A 24,400-nucleotide genomic window follows, 5' to 3' on the forward strand; every position below is an offset into this window, starting at 1 on the left:
GGTGTCCCCGCGCGGCGGTGGGGCGCCCCGGGGGGGGCGGGTCAGGCGGCGGGCCGGCCGACGCCGGCCGGGACGCGCGGTTCGGCGGTGTCCTCCAGCGGTTCGGGGCCGCGGCCGCGGGCCGGTCCGGCGCCGCGGCGTCCGGTGGGCCGCGGGCCGTCCCGGCGGGCGTCGAGCAGCCGGTCGGCCTCGGCCTGGATGGCGTCCTTGTCGCCGATCTCGGCGTCGGGCAGGGCGTCGGGCAGCAGGTCCTCCAGCAGCCGCAGCGGGCGGTAGGCGAGGCCGAGCAGGCCCCAGACGGCGAGGACGCCGCCGGTGAGGACGAGCAGCAGTCCGGCGCCGCGGCCGGGTCCGGTGCCGAGGACGAGGCCGGCCGAGTCGGCGAGCGCCCCGCCGGGCCGCATCAGCGGTTCGAAGACCCGGTCGGAGAGCGGCCCTGCGGTGAGGAAGCCGAGCGGCATCATCGACATGGCGAGCATCTGGTTGGTGGCGAGCACCCGGCCCTGGAGCTCCATCCCGACCTTGGTCTGGATGAGGGCCATCCAGTGCGAGTTGAGGATCATCAGGGCGGCCCAGAGCAGGAAGAGGCCGCCGGCGACCACCGCGGGCTGCGGGCGGCTGCCGGCCAGCACGGCGGCGACGCCGACCACCGAGGTGAAGCCGATCATGCCGACGGTGCGTCGCCGGGTGCCGCCCCACAGGGCCATCACCAGGGCGCCGGCCATCGCGCCCAGGCCGCCGAGCGCGGTGACGGCGCCGAGCTGCACGGCGCTGCCGCTCGCCAGCACCATCGGGGTGACGAGGACGGTGGCCACCGCGAAGAGGTAGTTGAACACGGCGAAGAAGACCACCATGGCGACCAGGCTGTGCCGGCGGGCGATGTAGCGCCAGCCGGTGACGACCTCGCGCAGCAGCGGCTCCTCCTGCCGGTCGAACATGGCGTCGGGGAAGCGCACCGCCAGCAGCGCGGTGACGCCGATCAGGAAGGTCGCGGTGTCGAACAGCACCACGCCGTGCAGGCCGACCAGCGAGACCAGCACGCCGCCGCCGAGGACGGCCAGCATGTCCCCTGCCCCGGTGCCGAGTTGGGCGAGGCCGTTGGCCTGGCCGAGGTAGCGTTTCGGTACCAGCTGGGTGATCGCGGCGAGGTAGGCGGGGCGCTGGAAGGCGGAGCAGACCGCGCCGACCGCGGCGACCACGTAGATGTGCCAGACCTGGAGGCCACCGGCCCAGTGCAGGGCACCGACGGCCAGCATGCCCACCGCGGCGGTGCTGTCCGTGACGATCATGATCCGGCGCCGGTCGACCCGGTCGGCGAGCGCCCCGGCGATCGGCAGCAGCAGCACCGCGGGCAGCACCGCGACCATCGAGATCAGCGCGAAGTCGAGGGCGGAGCCGGTCCGTTGGTACACCCAGACGCCCAGGGCGAAGGTGGACAGGCTGGTCCCGATCATCGACACGAACTGCCCGACGGCCACCGTGCCGAAGGTGGCGAGGTCTGCGCCGGCCGCCTGCCGCTTGTCGGCGACCTCCGCGGCGACCGCCCCGGTGGCGGCGAACTCGGTGATGATGCCCGCGAGTTCGCCCGCCTGGTGCTTGAGGAAGTAGTGCCCGGCGCGCGGGACGACGGCGAGGTCGACCCGGTCGCCGAAGTGCTGCCACTCCGCGTGGCGCTCCTGGTAGAGCTGGGTGGCGCGGTCCTTCTCCCCGACCACGCAGAGGATCGGCGCGGCCAGCGGTGCGGGGCGCGCGTCGCCGTACGCGCGGGTGTAGAAGTCCTCGGCCTGCCGGACGTCGTGGCGCAGCGCCCGGACCAGGAAGTCCTGCTCCTGCGGGTCGTAGACGTCGGTGAAGCCGCCCATGGCGCGCAGGTAGTCGAGGTAGGAGCGGTCGGAGAGCATCCGGTCGCCGGGCAGGCGCCGGGCGAGCCAGTCGGCGAACCGTCCGGGCAGCCGGGCGGCGGGGAAGGTGCCGCCGAGGGCGACGCCGCGCAGGTCGGCGCCGGCCGCCTCCAGCCGCGAGCCGAGGGCGGTGGCGAGCGCGCCGCCGAGACAGTGCCCGTACAGCAGCACGGGTCCTTCGATGCGGGCGGTGATCTCCTCGGTGAGGCGGTCGGCGAGCGCGTCGAGTCCGGCGAGTTCGTCGTCGGGCCGGCTCGGGTCGTGGCCGGGCAGTTCGACGGCGTAGAGCCGGTGGCCGGCCGGCAGGGCGTCGGCGAGCGGCTGGAAGGTGATCGGGCTGCCGCCGCCGTACGGGACGCAGACCACGCTGACCTCGGCGGGGGCGCTGACGCGGGTGAGCCGGTGCAGCAGCCGGCGCGGGCCGTCCTCGGGGGCGGCGCCGGCCCGGGCGTCGATCAGGGCCGCGAGGTCGCGGACGGTGGGCCGCTGGAACAGGTCGATCACCGAGAGGCCGCGGCCGATCAGGCGAACGGTGTGCACGGCGGAGAAGGAGTCCCCGCCGAGGGCGAAGAAGTCGTCGGCGGCGCCGACCCCGCCGAGGCCCAGGACCTGCCGGTAGGCGGCGGCCACCGCCTCCTCGGTGGGGCCGGTCGGGTCGCCGCCGCCGGTGGCCGGCCGGTCGGCGGGTTCGGGCAGGGCGGCCCGGTCGACCTTGCCGTTGGCGTTCAGCGGCAGCGCGTCCAGGACGACCAGCGCGGCGGGCACCAGGTAGTCGGGCAGCCGCTCGCGCAGGGCGGCCCGCAGTGCGGCCGGGTCGACCGGTCCGGCCGCGGGCACCACGTAGCCGACCAGGCTGCGGGCGGCGCCCTCGCCGCGGGTGGTCACCACGGCCTCGCGGATGTCCGGGCGGTTGGTCAGCTCGGCCTCGATCTCGCCGGTCTCGACCCGGAACCCGCGGATCTTGACCTGGTGGTCGATCCGGCCGAGGAACTCCAGGGCGCCGTCGGGGCGCCGGCGCACCAGGTCGCCGGTGCGGTAGGCGCGCCGCCCGGCCACCGTGGTGAAGCGCTCGGCGGTGAGGTCCTCGCGGCCGAGGTAGCCGCGGGCGACGCCGCCCCCGGAGACGTACAGCTCGCCGGGCACGCCGACCGGGACGGGCCGGCGCCGGGCGTCCAGGACGTGGGCGCCGACGTTGCCGAAGGGCAGGCCGAGCGGGGCGGTGGCGGCGTCGCCGAGGTCGGCGGGGACCTCCGCGCCGAGCATCGAGACGGTGGTCTCGGTGGGCCCGTAATGGTTGTGCAGCAGCAGGTCGGGGCGGGCGGCGCGGATCCGGGCCACCAGGTCGGGCCGGAGCGCCTCGCCGGCGCAGATCAGCAGGTGCCGGGGCAGGACCGCCGCCAGTCGGCCGCCGTGCGCGGCCAGGCCCTCCAGGTGGCTGGGCACCAGCTTGACCGCGTCGATGCGGTGCGCGGCGAGGTACCCGGCGAACGCCTCCGGGTCGGTCGCCGCGTCGCGGGTGAGCAGGTGCAGGCAGCCGCCGCCGGTGAGCGCGGCGAACACGTTGGTGGTGCCGAGGTCGGCGGCGAAGGTGGAGACCAGCGCCCAGTTCCAGCCGTCCCGGCCGGGGCCCAGGCGTTCGCCCAGGCCGTGCAGATAGTTGCGGTAGTTGCGGTGCTCCACGGCGACGGCCTTGGGCGCGCCGGTGGAGCCGGACGTGAAGAGGACGTAGCAGAGGTGCTCGGGCCGGACGTCGACGGCGGGCGGCTCGGCGGCGGTGGCGTCGGTGACGAGCACCGCGGGCGGGCCGTCGACCCGTCCGGCCAGGTCGGCGGTGGTGACCACGGCGGCGGCCCCGGCCGCGGCGAGCAGGGCGCGGACCCGGTCGTCGGGGTAGGCCGGGTCGAGCGGCAGGTAGGCCCCGCCGGCCTTGAGGATGCCGAGCATGCCGACGACGAGGGCGGCCGAGCGCTCGGCCAGCAGGCCGACCGGCCGGTCCGGGCCGACCCCGAGCGCCCGCAGCCGGTGGGCCAGGGCGTTGGCCCGGTGGTCGAGTTCGGCGTAGCTCAGGACGGCGTCGGGGCCGTGGACGGCCGGCGCGTCGGGGGTGCGCCGGGCCTGCTCCTCGACCAGGCCGTGCAGGGTGCCGCCGAGGTCCCAGTCGCGGGCGCTCCCGGTCCGGGCGGCGAGCTCGGCCTCCTCGGCCGCGGTGAGCAGCGGGAGGTCGGCGAGCGGGCGGTCGGGGTCGGCGGCCATCGCGTCCAGCACGGTGGTGAGGTGGCCGAACAGCCGCCGTACGGTGGCCTCGTCGTAGAGGTCGGCGCGCCGGACCAGGTCGGCGGTCAGCTCGCCGCCCTGGTCGACCACGGTGACCGACAGGTCGAACTTGGCGGCGACCGCCCCGCCGGGCCGGTAGTCCACGGCCAGCCCGGCCAGCGCGGGGGCCGCCGCGGCCTGGTTCTGGACGTTCAGCATGACCTGGAAGAGCGGGGTGTGGGCGAGTTCGCGCTCGAGGCCGAGGGCGTCGATCAGCCGCTCGAACGGCAGGTCCTGGTGGGCGAACGCCCCGAGCGCGGTGTCCCGCACCCGGTCCAGTAGCCGGCGGACCGTCGGGTCGCCGGACAGGTCGGTGCGCATCGCCAGGGTGTTGACGAAGCAGCCGACCAGCGGCTCGGTCTCGGTGCGGGTCCGCCCGGCGACCGGGGTGCCGACGACCACGTCCGCGGAGCCGGTGTACCGGGCGAGCACGGTCTGCAGGGCGGCGAGCAGCACCATGTAGACGGTGCTGCCGGCGGTCTCGGCGAGGGCGCGGATCCGGCGGCTGCGCCCCTCGCCCAGCCCGAGGGTGATCCGCTCGCCGCGGGTGGCGGCCACCGCGGGCCTGGGCCGGTCGGCGGGCACGGTGACGGTGGCGGCGGCACCCCGCAGCCGCTCCTGCCACCACGCCTCCTGGCGGTCGAGCTCCGCGGCGAGCGCGGTCTGCTGCCAGTGGGCGACGTCCGCGTACTGGACGGCGAGCGGCGGGTACTGCGGCGCCCGGCCCTCCCGGCGGGCCGCCCAGGCGGTCGCCAGGTCGTCGAAGAGCACGCCGATCGACGAGCCGTCGGCGGCGATGTGGTGCAGGACCAGGCTGAGGACGGCGGTGTCCTCACCGGTGCGCAGCAGGGCGGCGCGCAGCGGCGGCTCGGTGGCGAGGTCGAACGGCCGGCGGGCCTCCCGGTCGAGCCATTCCTCGGCCTCCGCGGGTGCCGCGGCGGCGGTGGCGAGGGCGGTCGGCGGCCCGTCGAGCAGGGTGGGGCGGACCTCGCCGTCCACGGTCGGGTAGGCGGTGCGCAGCACCTCGTGGCGTTCGGCCACGTCGGCGAGCGCGGCCGCCAGGACGGCCGGGTCGAGCGCGCCGCGCAGGTGCAGGGCGAGCGGTATGTGGTAGGCGGCGCTGTCGGGTTCGTACTGGGCGAGGAACCACATCCGGCGCTGGGCGGAGGAGAGCGGCGCCGGGGTGCCGGCGGGGCGGGGTGCGACGGCGTGCGCGGCGGGTGCGGCGGTGGTCCGGGCGTCCTTGGCGGCGCGGGCCTGGGCGAGGCGGCGGCGCAGCAGCTCCTGCCGTCTCGCCGCCGGGTCGGGTGCCGTGCCGCCGTCGGCGGCGGGTCGGTCGGTCATGCGGTTTCCCCCGTGAGTGCGTCGTCCGCCAGGTCGGCGGTGTCGTCGAGTGCGTCGAGTTCGGCGAGCAGGCGGTCCTCGATGCGGCGGGCCATGGCGGCCAGGGTGCGCGCCTCGAAGACCGTCCGCATCGGCAGGTCGAGGGCGAAGGTGTCGCGGATGCGCGCGCCGAGCCGGGTGGCCAGCAGGGACTGGCCGCCGAGTGCGAAGAAGTCGTCGTGCCGGGAGACCTGCGGCCGGCCGAGGACCTCCTGCCAGAGTTCGGCGAGCAGTTCCTCGCAGTCGCCCTCGGGCGGGGCGCCGGCGCCGCCGCTGCGCGGGGCGGGCAGGGCGGCGCGGTCGACCTTCCCGGCGGGTGTCAGCGGCAGCGCGTCCAGCGGGACGAGGGTGGCGGGCACCATCCAGTCGGGCAGCCGCGCGGCGAGGTGGGCGCGCAGCCCGTCCTCGCCGGCCGGGCCGACGGTGTAGCCGGCGAGGACGGGCCCGGCCGGGGTCTCGACGAGCCGGGCGGCGGCCGCGGTGACGCCGGGTGCGGCGGCCAGGGCGGCCTCGACCTCGCCGAGTTCGATCCGGAAGCCGCGCAGTTTGACCTGGGCGTCGGTCCGGCCGTGGTACTCCAGCCGGCCGTCGCGGCGGCGGCAGGCGAGGTCGCCGGTGCGGTACATGGGCGCGCCGTCGGGGCGGCCGGGCTCGGGGACGAACCGTTCGGCGGTGAGGTCGGGCCGCCCGTGGTAGCCGAGCGCGACGCCCGCGCCGGCGATGCACAGTTCGCCGATGCCGTTGACCGGGACGGGCTGCCCGGAGGCGTCCAGCAGGTGGAGGCGGGTGTTGGCGATCGGGGTGCCGAGGGCGACCACCCCGCCGAGGGCGGCCAGTTCGGCGTCGACCCGCTGGGCGGTGGACCAGACGGTGGTCTCGGTGGGGCCGTAGAGGTTCCACAGCTGCCCGGTGCGGTCGAGCAGGGCCCGGGCGAGGTCGGCGGTCAGGGCCTCGCCGCCGCACAGGGCGGTCAGTCCCGGGAGCCCCGGCCAGTCGGCCTCCAGCAGCATCCGCCAGGTGGCGGGGGTGGCCTGGAGGACGGTCACGGCGCGCTCGGCGAGCCAGTCGGCGAGGGCGCGGCCGTCGGTGGCGGTGGCCCGGTCGGCGATCTCCACCCGGGCGCCGGTGACCAGCGGCAGCCAGAGTTCCAGGCCTGCGATGTCGAAGGTGACGGTGGTGACCGCGGCCACCACGTCGCGTTCGGTGAGGCCGGGTTCGCGGCCCATCGAGGTGAGGAAGTTGACGATCGCCCGGTGCGGCACGGCGACGCCCTTGGGGCGGCCGGTGGAGCCGGAGGTGTAGAGCAGGTAGGCCGGGTCCTCCGGGCCGACCGCGACCGGCCCGTCCTCGCCCACCGGTTCGGCGGCGGTGCCGGGTCCGTCGACCAGGACGGCGGTACGGCCGTGGAACAGGTCCGTCCCGGCGGTGGCGCGGTCGCCGACCAGCAGGGCGGCGCCGGCGTCGTCCAGCACGTCCCGGTTGCGGGCGGTCGGCTGGTCGGGGTCGACCGGCAGGTAGCCGGCGCCGCTGTGCAGCACGCCGAGCAGGGCGACGGGCAGCAGTCGGCCGCGCCGGACGGCCACTCCGACCAGGCGGCCGGGGCCGGCCCCGCGGGCGCGTAGTTCCCGGGCCAACCGGCGCGCGGCGGCGTCGAGTTCGGCGTAGCTCAGGGTGCCGTCGGCGGCCGAGACGGCGACCGCCTGCGGGGTGCGGGCGGCCTGCGCGGCGACCAGTTCGTGCAGCCGGGCGTCGGGCAGCTCGGCCTCCGGGCCGGTGGCCGGTCCGGTGGCCGGGAGCATCGCCAACTCGGCCAGCGGGCGGTCGGGTTCGGCGACGGCGCGGGCGAGCAGGGCGAGCAGCTGGTCGAGGACGGCCCGGACGGACTCCTCGTCGTAGCGGGCGGTGCGGTACTCGGCGGAGAGCAGCGGCCCGTCGGCCGGGAACTCGACGAACAGCGAGAGGTCGGTCTTGGCCGTGCCGTTGCACGCCTCGGCGACGAACTCCAGGGTGAGTCCGGGGAGTTCGACGGCGGCGGCGGGGTGGTTCTGGACCGCCAGCAGGACCTGGGAGACCGGCGAGGCGGTCAGTCCGGGAGGCGTCCCGAGCCGGCGGACGTGTTCCAGGAACGGCAGTCCGGCGTGCTCGGCCGCCTCCAGCACCAGGGGCCTGACCCGGGCGACCAGTGCGCGGAAGGTGTCGCCGCCGGCCACCTCCCACCGCAGGGCGACGGTGTTGATCAGCGCCCCGAGGACCTGCTCCAGCGCGGGGTCCGGGCGGACCGCGAAGGGGCTGACCACGGCGAGGTCGGTGCGCCCGGTGCAGCGGTGCAGCACCCCGCCGAGTGCGGCCAGCACCGCCATGTAGAGGCTGGCGCCCTCCTGGGCGGCCCAGCGCTCGACGGTGCGGACCAGGTCCGGGTCGAGCGGGCGGGCGATCCGCCGGCCGGTCACGTCGTGCGGGTCCGGGTGCGGGCGGTCGCCGGGCAGGTGCTGGTCGAGGTCGAGGCCGCGCAGCCGCTCGCCCCAGCGCAGCGCGTCCGCGCGGGCGGCGGTGTTGGCGCGCTGCTCCCAGCGTGCGACGTCGGAGAACTGCAGCTCCGGGGCGGGGAGTTCGTCGCCCCGGTAGGCGGCGGCGAGTTCGCCGAGGAACAGCCCGGTGGCCCAGCCGTCGATCGCGGCGTGGTGGACGGTGATCAGCAGCTCGTGCCGCCGGGGCCCGGTGCGCAGGGCCAGCGCACGGACCAGCCGGCCGGCGGCGAGGTCCAGCGGGCGGGCGGCCTCGGTGCGCAGCACGGCGTCCGGGCGCGGCCCGTCGGCGCCCGCGCCGGGCCCGGTGAGGTCGACCACCGGGACGTCCACGGTGTACGGCGGGCGGACCTCGGCGTGCAGGTCGCCGTCGCGGCCGGTCAGCGCGGTGCGCAGCACCTCGTGGCGGGCGACCACCGCGGTGAGGGCGCGGCCGAGCGCGGCGGGGTCGAGCGCGCCGGTGGCCCGGATGTGCAGCGGCACGTTGTAGAGCGCGGTGCCGGGGTGGACGGTCTCGTGCAGCCACAGTTCGCGCTGGAACTCGCTCGCCAGCGCGGGCAGGGCGGGCTCGCGGCGGGGCGGCTCGACGGAGCGGCGGCCCCCGCCGCCGTCGGCGACCCGGCGGGCCAGCGCGGCGACGGTCGGTGCGGCGAAGAACTCGCCGAGCGGCACCCGGGTGGCGAACTCGCGCTCGATCCGGGCGAGTACCGCCCCGGCCAGCAGGGAGTGGCCGCCGAGGTCGAGGAAGACGTCGTGCACGCCGACCCGCTCGACGCCGAGCACCTGGCGCCAGAGCCCGGCGATCCGCTCCTCGACGGGGGTGCGCGGCGCGGTGTACACCTCGCCGGCGGCCCGGCTGCGGGCGACCGGCGGCAGCGCCTTGCGGTCGGTCTTGCCGTTCGGGGTGAGCGGCAGCCGCTCCAGCACGCCGACGGCGAGCGGCACCATGTACCCGGGCAGGGCGGTGGCGCAGTGGGCGCGCAGTTCGGCCGGGTCCGGGGTGCCGGCGCCGGCCGCGGGCTGGACGAAGGCGGCGAGGTAGTCGCCGGCGGCGTCCTGCTGGACGACCGCGGCGGCCGACTCGACGGCCGGGTGGCCGGCCAGGACGGCCTCGATCTCGCCGAGCTCGACCCGGAAGCCGCGCACCTTCACCTGGTGGTCGACCCGGCCGTGGTACTCCAGCTGCCCGTCGGGCAGCCGGCGCACCAGGTCGCCGGTGCGGTAGCAGCGCTCCCCGGCGACGGTGACGAAGCGTTCGGCGGTGAGGTCGGGCCGCCCGTGGTAGCCGCGGGCCAGCCCCTCGCCGGCCAGGTACAGCTCGCCGATGCCGCCGTCCGGGACGGCGGCCCGGTGCTCGTCCAGCACGTACCCGGTGGTGCCGGCCAGCGGGCGGCCGATCAGCGGCTCGCCGGGTTCGTCGCGGCCGACCAGCGACCAGGTGGAGTAGACGGTGTCCTCGGTGGGCCCGTACAGGTTGTAGAGCCGTTCGACCTGCGGCTGGGCGTACACCTGGTCGGCGAGCCGGCGCGGCAGCGTCTCCCCGGCGAGGTTGACCACCCGGACGCCGCCCGGCAGACCCCCGCCGCCGGGAAGGCCGTCGCCGCGCAGCAGGGCCGCCATGGCGCTGGGCACGGTGTTGACCAGGGTGACCTCGTCGCGGGCCGGCAGGTCGGGCAGGGCCAGGACGTTCTCGGCCACGACCACGGCGCCGCCGACGGCGAGCGGGAGGAACAGCTCGTACACCGAGATGTCGAAGCAGACCGAGGTGCCGAACAGCACCCGCCGCAGGTCGGCCGGCCGGTAGGTCCGCGCGGCCCAGCGGAGCATCGCGTTGACGCCGCGCTGGGTGACGGCGACGCCCTTCGGCCGGCCGGTGGAGCCGGAGGTGTACAGCACGTAGGCGAGCGGGTCGTCGCCGCCCGCGGGCGCCGGGTCGGCGCTCTGGCCCGTCCCGTCGACGTCCAGCAGGGTGGCGGCGGACCCGTCCAGCAGGTGGCGGCGGGCGCGGTCGGTGATCACGACGGGGGCGTCGGCGTCGCCGATCACCAGCTCCAGCCGGTCGCGCGGGTAGGCCGGGTCCAGCGGGACGTACGCGCCGCCCGCGCGCAGCACCGCGAGGACCGCGACCACCAGCTCCGCCGTACGCGGCAGGCAGACGCCGACCAGGGTCTCCGCCCGGACGCCCGCGGCGGCCAGCCGGCCGGCCAGGGCGTCCACGGCCGCGATCAGTTCACGGTAGGTCAGGTGCCGCTGGCCGTCGATCACGGCGGTGCCGTCCGGAGTCCGTCGGGCCTGCGCTGCCACCAGCTGTGCGAGGGGCGCTGCGGGATCCAGCGGAGGAAGTCCGGTCGATGTCATCAACTCTCCTGAGGGATGCCACTTCACCGGCTTGTGGCCGGTGGGGGACGGGGCGGTGTGCCCTCGGAGATGGTGGGGTAAAGACCTTCGAATCGCCAGCACAATTCCACTACACGTTCGATATGCCGGAAAGATCACGCCATGGTGACCGCTCATCGGCACGCTTGCGTGACAATTCGTCGGGGATTTCTCACGGACCGTCAGCAGCAGTGACATTTCGACGGGTCGGCAGTACGTTCAGGGGCACAGCCTGCGGGTCAATCGATGTGTACATGACGAACTGTCATGCGCCGAACAATTCTTGGCGCACATTGTGCCTCCACGTAGTGCGCACACACCGGGGTGAGTACGCACACGGCGGTGGCCGGAAACGTACCTGCACGTCACCGCCGGCGGAATCCGCCCCGGACGGCCTCAGCCGCCGACGGGCACCGCACCGGGCCTCCCCGCGCCCGACCCGACCGCGCCGGCGCCCGCCCGGGCCACCTGCAGCGCGGTCAGCCGACGCACGAGCAGCAGCGCCAGCACGGCCGCGACGACCGTCAGCCCGTCCGCCACCAGATTCGCCAGCACGGCCGCGCGGAAGGCCGGCAGGTCCGCGAGGCCGCGGTCCGAGGCCAGCACACCGCCGCCCACCGACACCGCCTGCGAGCCGACCCACACCACCCACCACCACGTCACCGGGCGCAGCGACAGCACCTGCCGCACACCGTCCGCCCCGAGCGGCGCACTCCCCCGCCAGCAGTCGGCCACCAGCCGCCACGGGAACCACAGGTGCACCACCGGCGTCAGCCACGCCCCCACCACCCAGCCGCGGCGCAGCCGGTGCCTGTCCGGCGCGAACCACTCGGCGTTGCGGCGCACCCGGTGCAGCCAGACCAGGAACCCCACGCCCGTCGCCACCAGGACCGCCACCGCGACCGCACCCAGCACGGCCGACACCATGAAGAAGTCGTCCCCCAGCCCGTACACCGCCGCCACCTGCGCCGGCGGCACGTCACCGTACGCGCGCAGCCCCCACAGACCGGTCAGCAGCTGCGCCACCGCCAGCAGCCCGCACCCCGCCAGCAGCACCGACACCACGGTGGCCGGCGACTCCGGCGACCGGTAGCCGTCGGCACAGGCCGGGCACGGCCCGTCCGCCGCCGCGCTCCACCGCAACCCCGCACACTCCCCACACAGCACCACTGCGCCCCCTCGCACACTCCCGGGCCCGACCCCGGGTCCGCCGCATCCTACGGGCGCACCGGCACCCCGCCACCGCCCGTCCCCACCCCGCCCGTCCATCCGGTCGGGACCGCCCCCGCGGCGGGGGGAGAATGGGCGCATGTCCCGACGCCGCACCCCCGCCGCCCCGACCGCCCCCGCCGTCACCGACGCCTCGCCCTGCCCCTGCGGGCTGCCCGCCGCGTACGGGCAGTGCTGCGCGCGGCTCCACCGGGGCGAGGCGGCGGCCACCACCGCCGAGCAGCTGATGCGCTCCCGGTTCAGCGCCTTCGCCGTCCGGGACGCCGCCTACCTGCTGCGCAGCTGGCACCCGGACACCCGCCCGGCCTCCCTCGACCTCGACCCCGCGCTGCACTGGGTGCGCCTGGAGGTGCTGGGCGCCACCGAGGGCGGTCCGTTCCACAGCGAGGGCACGGTCGCCTTCCGGGCGCACTGGCGCGAGGGGCGCGAGGAGGGCGTCCTCGCCGAGAACAGCCGCTTCCTGCGGGACGGCGGCGCCTGGGTCTACCACGAGGCGATCGGCGGGTAGCCGGGGGCCGGTAGACGAGGGCCGCACGGTACTCGCCGCCGGTGCTCAGAGGTAGTCGTCGAGCCGGGCGAGGGCGAAGCCCTGGGCGGTCACCTCGTCGAGCACCCGGCGCAGCAGGTCCGTCATGGTGCCGTTCCACAGGTCCGGGCCACGGAAGTGGGTGAGGACGATGTCGCCCGGGTGCAGTCGGCGGTCCAGTTGGCGGTAGTCGAGCCGGTCCGGGAACGCCTCCTCGTTCCAGAGCGGCACGGCCTCGATCCCGCAGGAGGCCGCGGCCCGCAGGGTGTCCTCGTTGTACTCGCCGTACGGCGGCCGGAACAGCCGGGGGCGGACGCCGACCGCCCGCTCGATCCGGTCCTGCTGGCCGCAGATCTCCTCGCGCTGCTGCTCGTAGCCGAGCAGCTTGAGGTTGCGGTGGTTGACGCTGTGGTTGTTCACCGCATCGCCGTTGGCGGCCAGGTCGCGGAAGTAGCCGTAGTCGGCGCGGGCCAGGTAGTCGGCGACGAACGAGCTGATCGGGATGCCCAGTTCGTGCACCATGCGGATGAACTCGGGGTCCTTCTCGGCACCGTCGTCGACCGTCAGGAACACCACCTTCTCGTCGGTCGGCACCCGGTACACCACCGGCGGCAGCCCCGGGGTGCGCTTCACGCCCTGGGTGCCCTCCGGGGCCCGCTCCAGCGGCGCCCTGACCGCCGGGCGCGCGGGCGCCGTCAGCGGCACCTGGGCCAGTCCCCACTTCTGCGCCGCGGCCCGGGCCGTCCGCGCGGCCGCCTGCCGGCGGGCGACCGCCTCGCTGCTGCTCTCCTCCTCCAGCCGCGCCAGCCCGGGCAGCGTCAGCGGCACCGCGGGGGGCCGGGGCGCGTCCCGGTCGGCGGCCTCCGCGGTCCGGGCGGCCGAGGTCGCCGCGGCCGGGGTTGCGGCGTTCGGAGTCCCCGCGCCCGGGGTTGCCGCGGTGGCGGCCGGCAGCGCGGACGGCGCCGGGGCGGGCGCGGGGCCGGCGGCACAACCGGAGAGCAGCGCGGAGAGGCCGAGCACCGCCCCGATCCCAGCATTAGTACGACGATCTGATGATGTGGCCATTCCCCACTGCTCCCCCACCCCTCCCCGCACCCAATCCCCCCACCCCCCGCCCCTCACCCGCCCGGCCTACCCCTGCCACCTCGGACGATGCCGAATAATGTGGTGCGCGGGCCGGTCGCGGGGCCGCAGAATGGGGGAATGTCGATCACTGCGCCGCAGGGCGCCCAGCTGTGGCGGGTCGAGGCGGCCGAGGTCGCCTCGGAGGAGGCGGAGGCGCTGCTGCGGGAGTACTTCACCGACGTCGCCAACCGGTGGTACCGGTTGCACCTCGGGCGGGACGGGACCGCCGAGGAGATCGAGACCGGCCTCGCGGATGCGCCGAGTGACGACCTCGCGCCGCCGACCGGGCTGTTCCTGATCGGGCATCACGACGGCCGCCCGCTGTCCTGCGCCGGGCTGCGCCTCCTCGACGCCGACACCGTCGAGCTGACCCGGGTCTTCGTGCGGCCCGCCGCCCGGGGCACCGGCGGCGGCGGGCAGCTGATGGCCGCCGTCGAGGCCGCCGCGCGCGGGCTGGGTGCCCGGCGGATCGTCCTCGACACCCGGCTCGACCTGGTCGAGGCCCGTGCCCTGTACGTCCGCCACGGCTACCGGGAGATCCCCGCCTACGGCCGGAGCCCGTACGCCGAGATCTGGTACGGCAAGTCGCTCTGACGGCGGCGGCCCGCGGTCCGGCTTATCGTGGGACTGCGGGAGGTGATCACCGTGACGCTCCGTACGGACCCTGCACGCGGCCCGCGAGGACGGCCGGCCGGCCTCGCACTCGCCTCGGCCGTCGCGCTCGCGGCCCTCGCGGTCTCCTGCGGGGAGGACGACGGCTCCGCCACCGGCACGCCCTCCCCGGCCGCCACCTCCCCGGCCGCCCCCACTGCCTCCGCCTCCCCCGGGTCGCCCGGGTCGCCCGAGGGGAGCTTCGTCGGCACCGCCAACGCCTCCGGCTTCTACGCCCGGGTCGTCCCGGCCGGCGCCGACCGGTACCAGGTGATCTGGACCGAGCAGGAGGCCCGCGGCACCGATCCGGCCGGGTGCGCGCACGAGTACGGTCCGGACGTCCCCGCCGCGTCCGTCGTGGTGAGCGGCGCCGGCCCGCGCTACGAGGGGCAGATCCTCTCCCTCGCGCTCACCGGCGGCAAGTGCTTCTACGGCGTCCAGGCGGGCAGCATCGAGGTCGGCGCCGCCGGGGAGAGCCTGCAGATGTGCTTCCCGGACGCCGAACGCTGCCTGCCCTACACCCGTGCGGCCGGATGACCGGGGCCGGCGGGAGCAGCCGCCGCCAGGGCCGCCCGGAGTTCGGCGGCGTCCGGCGGGTTGGCACCGGCCCGGGCGACGGTGAGGGCGGCGGCGGTGGCGGCCTCGGCCAGGGCCTGCCCCAGTTGCTGCGGGTCGGTCGGGCAGGCCCGCACCGGCCCGTCCGCGTGGAGCGCCCGCAGCAGGGCCGCCATGAAGGCGTCCCCGGCGCCGACGGTGTCGGCCACGTCCGCCGGTACGGCCGGCACCGCGGTCCGCCCCTCGGGGGTGACCGCGAAGGCGCCGTCCGCGCCGCGGGTGACGACCACGGCGCGGGCGCCGAGGTCCAGCCAGCGTTCGGCGACCGCCTCCGGGGCCTGCCCGGTGTGTAGCCAGGCGCAGTCCTCGTCGCTGGCCTTGACCAGGTCGCTGAGCGCCACGCACCGCTCGACGCGGCGCACGGCCTCGGCCCGCTCGCCCATCAGCGCGGGCCGGACGTTGGGGTCGTAGCTGATCAGGGCGCTGCCGCGGAGCCGTTCGGCCAGGGCGAGGACGGCCGCCGCGCCGGGCTCGGTGACGGCGCCGATCGAGCCGAGGTGCAGGTGGTCCGGCCGGCCGGCCGCGCGGAGGGCGCCGGCCGCGGCGCCGCCGGTCAGCGTCCAGGCGATGTCGAAGGCGTACCTGGCGCGGCCGTGCTCGTCGAGCCGTACCCGGGCGGAGGGCGTCCGCTGCACCGGTTCGGCGTTCACGACGACGCCGGGCCGCTCCAGGTGAGCCCGGACGAGCCGCCCGTACGGGTCGCCGCCGAGCTGGGTGAGCAGCGTGGTGGGCAGGCCGAGCCGTGCCAGCCCGTACGCGACGTTGGCGGGGCTGCCGCCGGGGTGCGCCCGTTCCGTGCCGTCCGCGCCGGGGAGGATGTCGGCCACGCACTCGCCGACCACCAGGATCCGGGCCGGGCCGCCCGCCGGCCGGTGCACCACGGCGCTCACGGGCGGAGCTCCGCAGCCGCGCAGCGGTCGGCGGGTACATCCGCGAAGCGGTCCTCGGGCACGGCGGCTCCCCCGGGTCGGTGGCCAGGAGGTCCCAGCCTAGAACGCCCCCGCCGGCAGCCGCGTGCGGGCATGAGTACGGCCGCCGGACCTGGCCAGGTTCTCCGACGGCCGTGTGCCCGCCCGTCAGGGGGCGAGGCGCTTCCGACGTTATGGCAGCCCGCGGCCGGTGCGCCACCACCGTGGGCCGTCCGGGGGAGGCCCCGCGTGTCGCCGGACGCGGCACCGTCCGGGCCCGGATCGCCCGGGGCTTCGGCTACGATCCGTGCCCGGACGGTCACAGAAACGTAGCCGCCGCATGCACGGAAGTGGTGATCCCCCTGCCCAGGCCCTGTTCCAGCCCCGCCCTCGCGCTCTCCTCGGTGCTGCTCTGCCTCACCGCGCTGACGCCGCCCGCCACCGCAGCCGCCCCGGTCGGTCTGGGCGACCCGGTGTACCCCGCGCTCGGCAGCCCGGACTACGACGCGGTCTCCTACGACCTCTCCTTCACCTACCGGCCCGATTCGCGGACGGTCGACGCCACCACCGTGCTCACCGCCCGGGCGCTGACCGAGCTGGACGCGGTGGAGCTGGACGCGGCCGGGCTCGCCGTGCACCGGGTGGAGGTGGACGGGCGGCCGGCCCGGTTCGAGGAGCACGGGGAGAAGCTGCGGGTCGTCCCGGCCGCGCGGGTGCCGCGGGGCGCGCCGCTGGTGGTGTCGGTGGGCTACACCGCGGACCCGGCGGCCGCCCCGGGCCGGGCGGGCTGGGTGCCGACCCCGGACGGCTTCGCGGTGGCCGCCCAGCCGGACGGCGCGCACCGGGTCTTCCCGTGCAACGACCACCCGAGCGACAAGGCCAGGTTCACCGTCGCGGTGACGGCGCCGGACGCCCTGCACGGGGTCGCCAACGGCACGCTCACCTCGACGGACCGCGACGCGGGCGGGCTGACCACCCGCCGGTACGGTGCGGCCGAGCCGATGGCGACGGAGCTGGTGCAGGTGTCGGTCGGCTCGTACACCGTGCGGGAGCGCACCGGCCCGCACGGGCTGCGGCTGCGCGACGTCGTCCCGGTCGCGCGCGCCGAGGCCCTGGAGCCGGCCCTCGCCCTGACGCCCGGCCAACTGGAGTGGGCGGAGCAGCGGCTCGGCCCGTACCCGTTCGAGACGTACGGGCTGATGCCGGCCGACACCGACGATCCGCAGGCCTTCGACTTCACGGGGCTGGAGACGCAGACCCTGACGATCTACAAGCCGAACTTCCTGCTGAAGCCGGAGTCGCAGATCGGCTCGCACATGATGCACGAGCTGGTGCACTCGTGGTTCGGCAACAGCGTCACGCCCGCCGCCTGGGCGGACCTCTGGCTGAACGAGGGCCACGCCGACTACTACGGCCTGCTGTACCGCTACGAGCGCGGCTGGGCGGACTCGGCGGGATTCACCACGATGGAGCAGCGGATGCGCGACGTGTACGCCAAGGGCGACCAGTGGCGGCGCAGCTCCGGCCCGGTCGCCCTGCCGACCGCGGCCACCCTCTTCGACACCCAGCGCTACACGGGCGGGGCGCTGGTGCTGTACGCGCTGCGCGAGCGGGTCGGGGCGGCGGCCTTCGAGCGGATCGAGCGGGCGTTCCTGCGGCTGCACCGGCACGACACCGCCTCCACCGCCGACTTCGTGCGGATCGCCTCGGCGGAGTCCGGCGAGGACCTGCACGGGTTCCTGACGGACTGGCTGTACGGCGAGCGGACCCCGGCGATGCCGGGCCACCCGGACTGGACGGTCGACGCCGTGCCGCCGGCCGCGCAGGTCGGCCGCGGAACGGGCAGCGCACCGCGCGGCAGCGGCACGCTCTGACACCGGCGGGGCCGCCGACGTCCCCGCGGGCCCGTCGGCTGCCCCGACCACCCGTACGCCCCGGCCCCGACCGCCCGTACGCCCCGGCGCGCCCCGACCGTGCGCCGGGGCGCCGCCGACGCGCCGCTGCGCGGCCGGGCCGGGCGGGGGGATCGTGGTCCCCACGGCCCGCCCGCCGCCCGGCCGAGTCCCGGCCGGCTCGCGGGCCGTCCACTCTCCCGGACCCGTTTCTCCGGAACCTCGCGGTCCTCCCCGTTCGCCCCGGCCCCGCCGCACCGCCGTCCGCGCCGCCTGGGAGAATTCCCTCCCGTCGGCAGGCAACCCGTTCGGTCTCCCATCGCGTTCAGCTGCCGTGAGAACGACACGACCGACGGGAACACCATGGCGGGGGCGGCAGGATGAGGGACGCGACACCGGACTTCGAGGAGTTCGTCGCCGCCCGCAGCCCGCGCCTGCTGCGCATGGCCTGGCTGCTGACCGGCGACCCGCACCTCGCCGAGGACCTGCTGCAGACGGCGCTGGCCAAGGTCTGGCCGAAGTGGGACCGGATCTCGATCGACCGGCCCGAGGCGTACGTCCGCAAGGTCCTGGTGAACTCCCACGTCTCCTGGTGGCGCCGGCGGTGGAGCGGGGAACTGCCGCACGGCGAGCTGCCGGAGCAGGCCTCGCCCTCGGACCCGTTCGAGGAACTGGTGGTGGGACAGGTGGTGGCCGACGCCGTGCGCTCCCTGCCGCCCCGTCAGCGGGCCGTGGTGGTGCTGCGCTTCTTCGAGGACCTCAGCGTCGAGGAGACGGCGGAGACCCTCGGCTGCAGCAGCGGGACGGTCAAGAGCCAGACCTTCCGGGCCTTGCAGACCCTGCGCGGCAGGCTGCCCGCCCCGGAACCGGCCTACGGCGGTGGACACCGTGACCGGTGACCCCTTCGACGACCGGCCGTGGGCCGACGACGGCGGGCTGGAGCAGGAGCTGCGCGTCCTGCTGCACCGCGCCGCCCCCGAACTGCCCGCGCCCGACGACCGGATGGACCGCGTCCTGGCCCGCGCCGACCGCACCCGCCGGCGCCGCCGGACCGCGGCCCTGACCGGCGGGCTCACCGCCGGCCTGGCCGCGGCGGTGCTCGCCTCGGCCCCGGCGACCGCTCCGGGGCCTCCCCCGGGTGCGCTCCGCTCGGTCCCGGCCGCGGCACCCTCCGCGACCGAGACCGCCGTCCCGCCGACGCCCACCCGGTCCATCCGGTTCCCCGACCTGAACCTGACGGTCGCCGTGCCCGTCGACTGGTACCGGACGCTGCGGGCGGGGTGGGACGACTCGCGCACCACCCTCTACCTCGCCAGCCAGCCGCTCTCGGACAAAGCCGCCTGCTCGCCACCGCTCGACGCACTCTGCGCCTCGGCCGCGCCGCTGGCCGAGAGCGGCGCCGGGCCGCTGGCCGAGGACGGCGTCCTGGTCTCCGTCCGCGTCGACCCCGGCCGGATCATCGGGGACACCCCGGCGCCCCTCCGACCGGGGGTGATGACCGAGCTGCCGGTCGACAAGAGCTGCGCCCTGCACCGCGGCACCCGCTTCCTGCGGGGCGAGCGCACCGACCTCCCGGTCAAGGCGCCCGTCCGGGTGGAGGCCTGCCTGAACGACCCGAGCCCGGCGACCGTGGCCCAGGTCCAGGCACTGCTGGACTCGCTGCTACCCGCCTCCGAGCCGGAGGTCGCCACGCCGTCCCCGACGGACCCGACCGGCCCCGGCGCCCCCAGCAGCGGGCCCTGAGCCGCCGCGGAGGAGCACACCTGCGACGCGGCGGCGGTCAGCCCTCCTCCGGGCGGGCCTGCCGGAAGGTGCGCGCCGCCATCGCGGCCCGGCGCACCTCGTCGTCGAAGAGGTCCGGCCCGACCGGCGTCCCCCGGGCCGCCCAGCTCCGGTCGACCCCCCGCGCCGCCGCGAGGCCCTCCCAGGCGGCGCGGTCGCCCGGGCCCCACGGCTGGAGGGCGACCACCCAGCCGGGCAGGTCCTGCCCGAGTTCCCGGAGCAGGGCCTGCCCGCGCTCGTCCAGCAGTGCGAAGCCGTCCAGAAGCAGCAGGGCGGGCGCGTCCTGTGGCCCGCCGCCGTCCGCGCCCAGTTCCTCGACCGTCGGCCGGTAGCCGAGCGAGCGGACCGCCCACGCCACCCGGTCGGCCAGCGAGCCGGTCGCGGCCGGGCCGAACGGGTTCCAGTCGGTGCGGCGCTCGCCGTAGTGCCGGGGGTCCCGGCCGGACGGCAGCTCCGCCCGCCGACAGGACAGCACCAGGATGCGCAGCTCGTTGTGCGGCCGGGGCGCCGGGAAGGCGCTCGGCAGGTCGGCGAGGTCCAGGCTCCGGCCGACCGGGACGACCGTGCTCTCGGCCACCTCGACGATCCGCCGGGCCAGCCGGTGCAGGGCGACCTCGTACGAGGGGCGGTAGTAGCTGAGCCGCATCAGGGCGTTCATGCCCTCGGTGCCGTAGTCCGGGCCGAAGCCGACGTGGCTGAGCTGGAGGGCGGAGGCGACCGGCGGCAGGCGGAGGCGAGCGGGCGGCGCCCACAGCACCGGCACGATCGCACTGGTGCGCTCCGCGCCCACGCTCGACGGGTACACCGGCCGCCGGGCGAACGCCTGCCACTCCTTGCCGCACAGCTCGCTGCCGAAGTAGCGCGGCGAGAACAGCGGCACGAACACCCGGCAGGTGGCCAGCTCCCGGGCCCGCTCCCGCCACCGCTCGCCGAGCTCCGGCGAGTCGTCCATGACCCCGACCGGTGCCCCGGCGGGCACCGTGGTGAGCTGCAGGATCTCCTCGCAGAGGTCCAGGAAGAGCCGGCGCTCCCAGTGCACCGAGCCCTCGCCGGTGCGGGGGGTGTGCGCGTACGAGAGGTAGAAGTACGGCCGGGCCGAGCCGTCCTCGCGGTCGGCGGAGCCCGTCCGGGCGAGCCTGGTCCGGCGGCGCCGGGCCGCAGTCAGGGCGTCGGCGTGCCGCCCGAGGCCGCGGCGGCCGGCCTCCGCGGCCAGCGTCGGCAGGTACCCGGGCTCGGCGGACTTGGCCAGCGCCTGCCAGAGCTGGTCCGGCGGGTCGACCGGTTCGCGGGCCGGCCCCCACCAGGCCAGGACCGCCGGGTGCAGGGTGCACAGGGCGTCGCCGACGCCGGCCGTGCCGACCACGGTCAGCAGCCCGGGGCTCCCGGCCACCGGCGCCGCGGCGTACCCGACGGCCGTCTCGAACCAGTCCGCGGGCCGGTCGGCCAGCTCCGCGTCGGGCACGTAGCCCAGCGAGCCGCTCCGCAGCAGGGCCAGCGGCAGCGGCTGGCCGTGGCCGAGCCGGACCGCGTCCACGGCCGCGGTCAGCACGGCCCGGGCGGCCGAGGGCGCCCGCTCCAGGCTGCGGCGCAGCAGCGGGACCGCCGCAAGCAGCGGGAAGACCTCGCCGCCCCGGGCCGACCCGGGCCGGTCGGCCAGCGCGGCGGCCTCGGCGAGCCGGGGGTCGAGCTGCGCCGCCGCCGCGGCATCGGCCCGGGTGAGGTCCGCCGTGAGGTGCACCAGGTGGTGGCGGTCGAAGCCCGGCAGCTCCGTCCGGCGGTCCTCGCCGGCGGTGGTGCGGGCGGTCGCCAGGATCAGGCGGGGGGCCGCCGGGCCGGGAGCGGCCAACTCCTCCAGGGCGGTCACGGCCTCCTCGAACCGCGGGTCGTCGGGGTCGAGCAGGGCATCGACGTCGTCGAGCCAGACGACGGTGGCGGGGTCGAGGTCCGGCGGCGCGGCGAGTTCGGCGGTGGTCGCGGGGCACCACAGCAGCCGGTCGTCCGGGAGCCGGCGCAGTGCCTCGAGGCAGGCCCGGGTCTTCCCCGCTCCCGCCGGTCCGGTGACCAGCACCGGCACGAACTCGCCGGTCCGCGCGGCCTCGACGGCCCGGCCCAGCGCCCCGTCGGGGGCCCGCTCCAGGTAGGGCGTCAGCTCCGGGAGCCCGGGCAGTTGTTCCGGCAGCAGCACGCCCAGGGCCGACGGGTCGGCGAGCGCCGAACGGAGCGGGAGCAGCGCCCCCGGGTCGGGCTCGGCCGGGGCCTGCGGCGCGGCCGGGTGCTGTTGCGCGGCCGGGGACTGCGACTCGGTCGGGGACTGCGGCGCGGTCGGGCCGGATTCGGCGAAGGGCAGCGCGGCGCCGTCCACCTCGCGGTCGCCGACCGCGTCCGGGCCGGTGCGGGCGGCCGGGAAGTCGGCCAGCGCGTGCCGGTGGGCCGCCAGGTACGCCCCGACCTCGCGCCGGACGAGCTGCTGCAGCTCGGCGAAGTCGGCGCGGCGCTGCGACCCGAGCAGGGCCTCCCGCACGCCGGGCAGGAACTCGAACTTCAGCAGGTCGGGGTCGGTGCCGGGGGCGGGTGCCGACCAGGGCCGCAGGAGGCCGCCGAGCAGCACCTCGGCGAGGTGCCCGTGGTCGGCCCCGGGCAGCATCGCCCGCCGGACGAGCGTCATGGCCGGCAGCACGAGCGGAACGGCGGCGAGGTGCCCGGCCAGCTGCTGGGCGAGCGGGGAGGCGGTCTCGCGGAAGGACTTGAGCGCGAGTTCGGCCGCGGGCGGTTCGGCCCCCGCCGAGCCGGACGGTTCTGCCCCCGCGGAGACAGGCGGTTCGGCCCCCGCGGAGCCGGGCGGACGGGCGGCGGCTACCGGACCCGGGGCCGGCTCCCCGGCCAGCAGGCAGCTGAGCCGGCTGCGCCTGCCGCCGCCCGCGACCAGCCCGGCGAGCAGCGCGAGCGACTGCGGCGAGGTGTCGACGACCGGCACGGGCATCGGACGGCCCGCGCCCGTGCCCGTGGCGGTGTCCGGGCCGGCCTCGCGCCGGCGGCGGCTGCGCGAACGGCCGGCGGCCGCCTCCGCCTCCCAGGCCGTGTTGGGCACGGCTGCCCCGGTGGCGCGCAGGTGCAGCGGCACCGGACGGACGGCGCCCCGCGACCACAGGCGCTCGGGCAGCACGTTGAGCAGGGCCACCGAGCCGTGCCGCCCCCAGGCGCGCAGCACGCCGTCGAGGGCCGAGCCGCCCCAGCCGCCGGCGACGGTGTCGGTGACCACCAGGACGAGGCGGCGGCCGGAGGGGTCGGCGATCTCCTGCGGACGGCGCGGGGTGCCGCCGGGCCGCCCGGCCAGGGCGGGGGTGCCGCCCGCCTCGGTGCCGCTGAGGTACCAGACCCGCAGGTCGCGGAAGACCCCGGTCTGGGCGATCACCCGGCGCAGTTCGGCGACCAGGTCGTGCCAGAGGGCCATCGAGCGGTGGGTGTCGATGACCAGGGCGAGGTCGAGCCAGCGGCCCGGGGCGGGGCGCAGCACGGGGACGATCAGGCGCTGGTCGGCGCCGGCGCCGGCGGTGGCCTCCTCGTCGAGTTCGGGGGTGCCGCGGCTGTCGGCGAGGGTGCGGCGGCCGAGCGGGCGCAGGGCGCGCATGACGGCGAGCGGGTCGGCGAGGGCGGCGGCCCGGGGGACGCGGACGAGTTCGCCCCGGCGTCCGGCGGGTGCGTCGCCGGTCCCGTCCGCGGGCGGGTCCTGGGACGGCGGGTCGGCGGGCCGGCCGGCTGGGGTGGCCAGGTCGGCGGTGGCGTAGTGCTGCTCGCGCGGGCCGGCCTCCGGGGCAGCGGCGGCCTCGGCCGCCTGCTCGTCCGCCGCCCCGGCCCCGGCGGGGCCCGCGGGGGTGCGGGCGGAGCCGGAGTCGAGGCAGGCGGCCAGCCAGAGGATGTCGGCGAGCTCCTCGGGGCCGGGGTCCGCCGTGGGGGCGGGCCCGGCCTCGACGAGGGCGCGCAGCAGCCGCTCGATCACGGCGCGGCCGGTCCGGAGAGCTTCTGCAGCACGGTGCGCAGGAACCCCTCGCGTTCGCCGTCGCCGGACCAGGCGCCGCTGAGCCGCAGTTGGACGGCGTTGAGGAGCTGGTCGGTGGCGAGGTCGCCCTCGACGCGGCGCCGGTCGAAGGCGGTGACCAGGTCGCGGACGAGTTCGCGGCGCTCGTCGTCGAGGTCGTCGGGCAGTCCCAGCCGGCGGCGGACGATCTGTTCCAGCTTGTCGGTGGTGGGCGGTTGGACGTGCAGCCGGATGCAGCGGCGCAGGAACGGCGGCGGGAAGTCCCGCTCGTTGTTGCTGGTGAGCACGACGACCGGGAACGCCCGGCACTGGACGCGACCGTGCTCGACGCCGACGGTGTGCTCGACGCCGACGGCGTGTCCGGCGTCCCGGGGCGCCGCCGAGCCGTCCGGGGCGGGCCCCGCCACGGGGGCGTCGTCGGTGCCGATCCGCACGCGGCGTTCGCGGGCCGCGATCCGGGCCAGCTCGGGGATCTCGTAGCCGCCGTCCTCGAAGACCGTCAGGAGGTCGCCGGGCAGGTCGATGTCGCTCTTGTCGATCTCGTCGACGAGCAGAACCCGGGGCGCGGCCTGCGGGAGCAGGGCGGTGCCGAGCGGGCCGAGGCGCAGGTAGGGGGCGATGGAGTGGTCGGCCGCCTCCGCCCGGGCGGGGTCCTCGGCCCGGGCGGGGTCGTCGCCGCGCAGGTGGCGCAGGTTGGCGTCCTGGAGGCGGCTGATCGCGTCGTAGCGGTAGAGGCCGTCGCGCAGGGTGCTGCGGCTGGTGATCGGCCAGTGCAGCACCGGGCCGAGTCCGAGGTCGGCGGCGATGCTGTGGGCCAGGGTGGACTTGCCGACGCCGGGCTTGCCGGTGACCAGCAGGGGCCGGCGCAGGTAGAGGGCGGTGTTGACGGCGTCGATCTCCTCCTCGTCGGGGACGTAGCCGGCGCCGCGCCGCAGGGTGCGCTCCCAGGCGGGTCCAGTGCGGCCGGGGGGGCGGTAGCCGGGGTCGGGCGTGCCGTCGAAGTCCCGCCAGGGCGGCTGCTTGCCGTCCAGCCGGGCGAGGCGCTCCTCGGGGGCGCCGGGGCCCCGGTAGATCCACCAGTCCTTCATGGACTCGCTTCTTCCCTCTCTCGGTGCGGTCGGCACCCGGTCGGTCGAC

13 protein-coding genes are annotated in these 24,400 nt (G+C 77.0%); 6 read left to right on the plus strand and 7 right to left on the minus strand.

Annotation, left to right across the window (positions count from 1 at the left end; genetic code table 11):
- Positions 1–41 precede the first annotated feature (41 nt).
- The 3 genes from ACWGB8_RS20035 to ACWGB8_RS20045 all read right to left on the minus strand — a co-directional run bounded on the left by ACWGB8_RS20035 (position 42) and on the right by ACWGB8_RS20045 (position 11,641).
- Complete coding sequence (locus ACWGB8_RS20035; RefSeq protein WP_452214858.1) at positions 42–5,558, minus strand: amino acid adenylation domain-containing protein; 5,517 nt, start codon at positions 5,556–5,558, stop codon at positions 42–44.
- On the minus strand, positions 5,555–10,480 hold the full coding sequence (locus ACWGB8_RS20040; protein ID WP_452214859.1) for an amino acid adenylation domain-containing protein: 4,926 nt from the start codon (positions 10,478–10,480) through the stop codon (positions 5,555–5,557). Before ACWGB8_RS20040 ends, ACWGB8_RS20035 begins: the two co-directional genes overlap by 4 nt.
- Positions 10,481–10,894: 414 nt before the next feature.
- Positions 10,895–11,641, minus strand: coding sequence for a DUF4328 domain-containing protein (locus tag ACWGB8_RS20045; protein ID WP_452214860.1), 747 nt, complete (start codon positions 11,639–11,641; stop codon positions 10,895–10,897).
- A gap of 166 nt (positions 11,642–11,807) precedes the next feature.
- Between ACWGB8_RS20045 and ACWGB8_RS20050 the strand changes: the two genes are divergently transcribed.
- On the plus strand, positions 11,808–12,236 hold the full coding sequence (locus ACWGB8_RS20050) for a YchJ family protein (protein ID WP_452214861.1): 429 nt from the start codon (positions 11,808–11,810) through the stop codon (positions 12,234–12,236).
- Between the two features lie 45 nt (positions 12,237–12,281).
- On the opposite strand, the gene ACWGB8_RS20055 is transcribed toward ACWGB8_RS20050, so the two are convergent.
- A complete protein-coding gene (locus ACWGB8_RS20055; protein ID WP_452214862.1) occupies positions 12,282–13,274 on the minus strand; it encodes a polysaccharide deacetylase family protein in 993 nt (330 codons plus the stop codon).
- A 183-nt stretch (positions 13,275–13,457) separates the two neighbouring features.
- Here ACWGB8_RS20055 and ACWGB8_RS20060 point away from each other — a divergent pair, with 183 nt between their 5' ends.
- The gene (locus tag ACWGB8_RS20060) at positions 13,458–13,973 is read left to right on the plus strand and encodes a GNAT family N-acetyltransferase (RefSeq protein WP_452214863.1); all 516 of its coding nucleotides are present in this window, start codon (positions 13,458–13,460) and stop codon (positions 13,971–13,973) included.
- A gap of 51 nt (positions 13,974–14,024) precedes the next feature.
- Entirely contained in the window at positions 14,025–14,567 is a 543-nt protein-coding gene (locus tag ACWGB8_RS20065; RefSeq protein ID WP_452214864.1) for a hypothetical protein, read from the plus strand.
- Here ACWGB8_RS20065 and ACWGB8_RS20070 read toward each other — a convergent pair.
- On the minus strand, positions 14,546–15,535 hold the full coding sequence (locus ACWGB8_RS20070) for a carbohydrate kinase family protein (RefSeq protein ID WP_452214865.1): 990 nt from the start codon (positions 15,533–15,535) through the stop codon (positions 14,546–14,548). The genes ACWGB8_RS20065 and ACWGB8_RS20070 overlap by 22 nt on opposite strands.
- A gap of 368 nt (positions 15,536–15,903) precedes the next feature.
- Between ACWGB8_RS20070 and ACWGB8_RS20075 the strand changes: the two genes are divergently transcribed.
- The 3 genes from ACWGB8_RS20075 (at position 15,904) to ACWGB8_RS20085 (ending at position 19,188) form a co-directional block, all read left to right on the plus strand.
- Entirely contained in the window at positions 15,904–17,427 is a 1,524-nt protein-coding gene (locus tag ACWGB8_RS20075) for a M1 family metallopeptidase (protein WP_452214866.1), read from the plus strand.
- A 398-nt stretch (positions 17,428–17,825) separates the two neighbouring features.
- Entirely contained in the window at positions 17,826–18,344 is a 519-nt protein-coding gene (locus ACWGB8_RS20080; protein ID WP_452214867.1) for a SigE family RNA polymerase sigma factor, read from the plus strand.
- Positions 18,334–19,188, plus strand: a complete 855-nt coding sequence (locus tag ACWGB8_RS20085; RefSeq protein WP_452214868.1) for a hypothetical protein — start codon at positions 18,334–18,336, stop codon at positions 19,186–19,188. The genes ACWGB8_RS20080 and ACWGB8_RS20085 overlap by 11 nt, the downstream gene beginning before the upstream one ends.
- A 37-nt stretch (positions 19,189–19,225) precedes the next feature.
- Here the strand turns inward: ACWGB8_RS20085 and ACWGB8_RS20090 are convergent, their stop codons facing one another.
- Together ACWGB8_RS20090 and ACWGB8_RS20095 are read right to left on the minus strand one after the other, a co-directional pair.
- Positions 19,226–23,224, minus strand: a complete 3,999-nt coding sequence (locus ACWGB8_RS20090) for a TIR-like protein FxsC (RefSeq protein WP_452214869.1) — start codon at positions 23,222–23,224, stop codon at positions 19,226–19,228.
- Positions 23,221–24,351, minus strand: a complete 1,131-nt coding sequence (locus tag ACWGB8_RS20095) for an AAA family ATPase (protein WP_452214870.1) — start codon at positions 24,349–24,351, stop codon at positions 23,221–23,223. Before ACWGB8_RS20095 ends, ACWGB8_RS20090 begins: the two co-directional genes overlap by 4 nt.
- Between the last annotated feature and the right edge of the window lie 49 nt (positions 24,352–24,400).

It is taken from the genome of Kitasatospora sp. NPDC054939, from assembly GCF_053610105.1.

Bases quoted from the DNA above. Each gene is read 5' to 3' on its own strand.
- ACWGB8_RS20035 (WP_452214858.1), bottom strand. From the start codon at position 5,558: ATGACCGACCGACCCGCCGCCGACGGCGGCACGGCACCCGACCCGGCG.
- ACWGB8_RS20040 (WP_452214859.1), bottom strand. From the start codon at position 10,480: ATGACATCGACCGGACTTCCTCCGCTGGATCCCGCAGCGCCCCTCGCA.
- ACWGB8_RS20050 (WP_452214861.1), top strand. From the start codon at position 11,808: ATGTCCCGACGCCGCACCCCCGCCGCCCCGACCGCCCCCGCCGTCACC.
- ACWGB8_RS20060 (WP_452214863.1), top strand. From the start codon at position 13,458: ATGTCGATCACTGCGCCGCAGGGCGCCCAGCTGTGGCGGGTCGAGGCG.
- ACWGB8_RS20080 (WP_452214867.1), top strand. From the start codon at position 17,826: ATGAGGGACGCGACACCGGACTTCGAGGAGTTCGTCGCCGCCCGCAGC.
- ACWGB8_RS20095 (WP_452214870.1), bottom strand. From the start codon at position 24,351: ATGAAGGACTGGTGGATCTACCGGGGCCCCGGCGCCCCCGAGGAGCGC.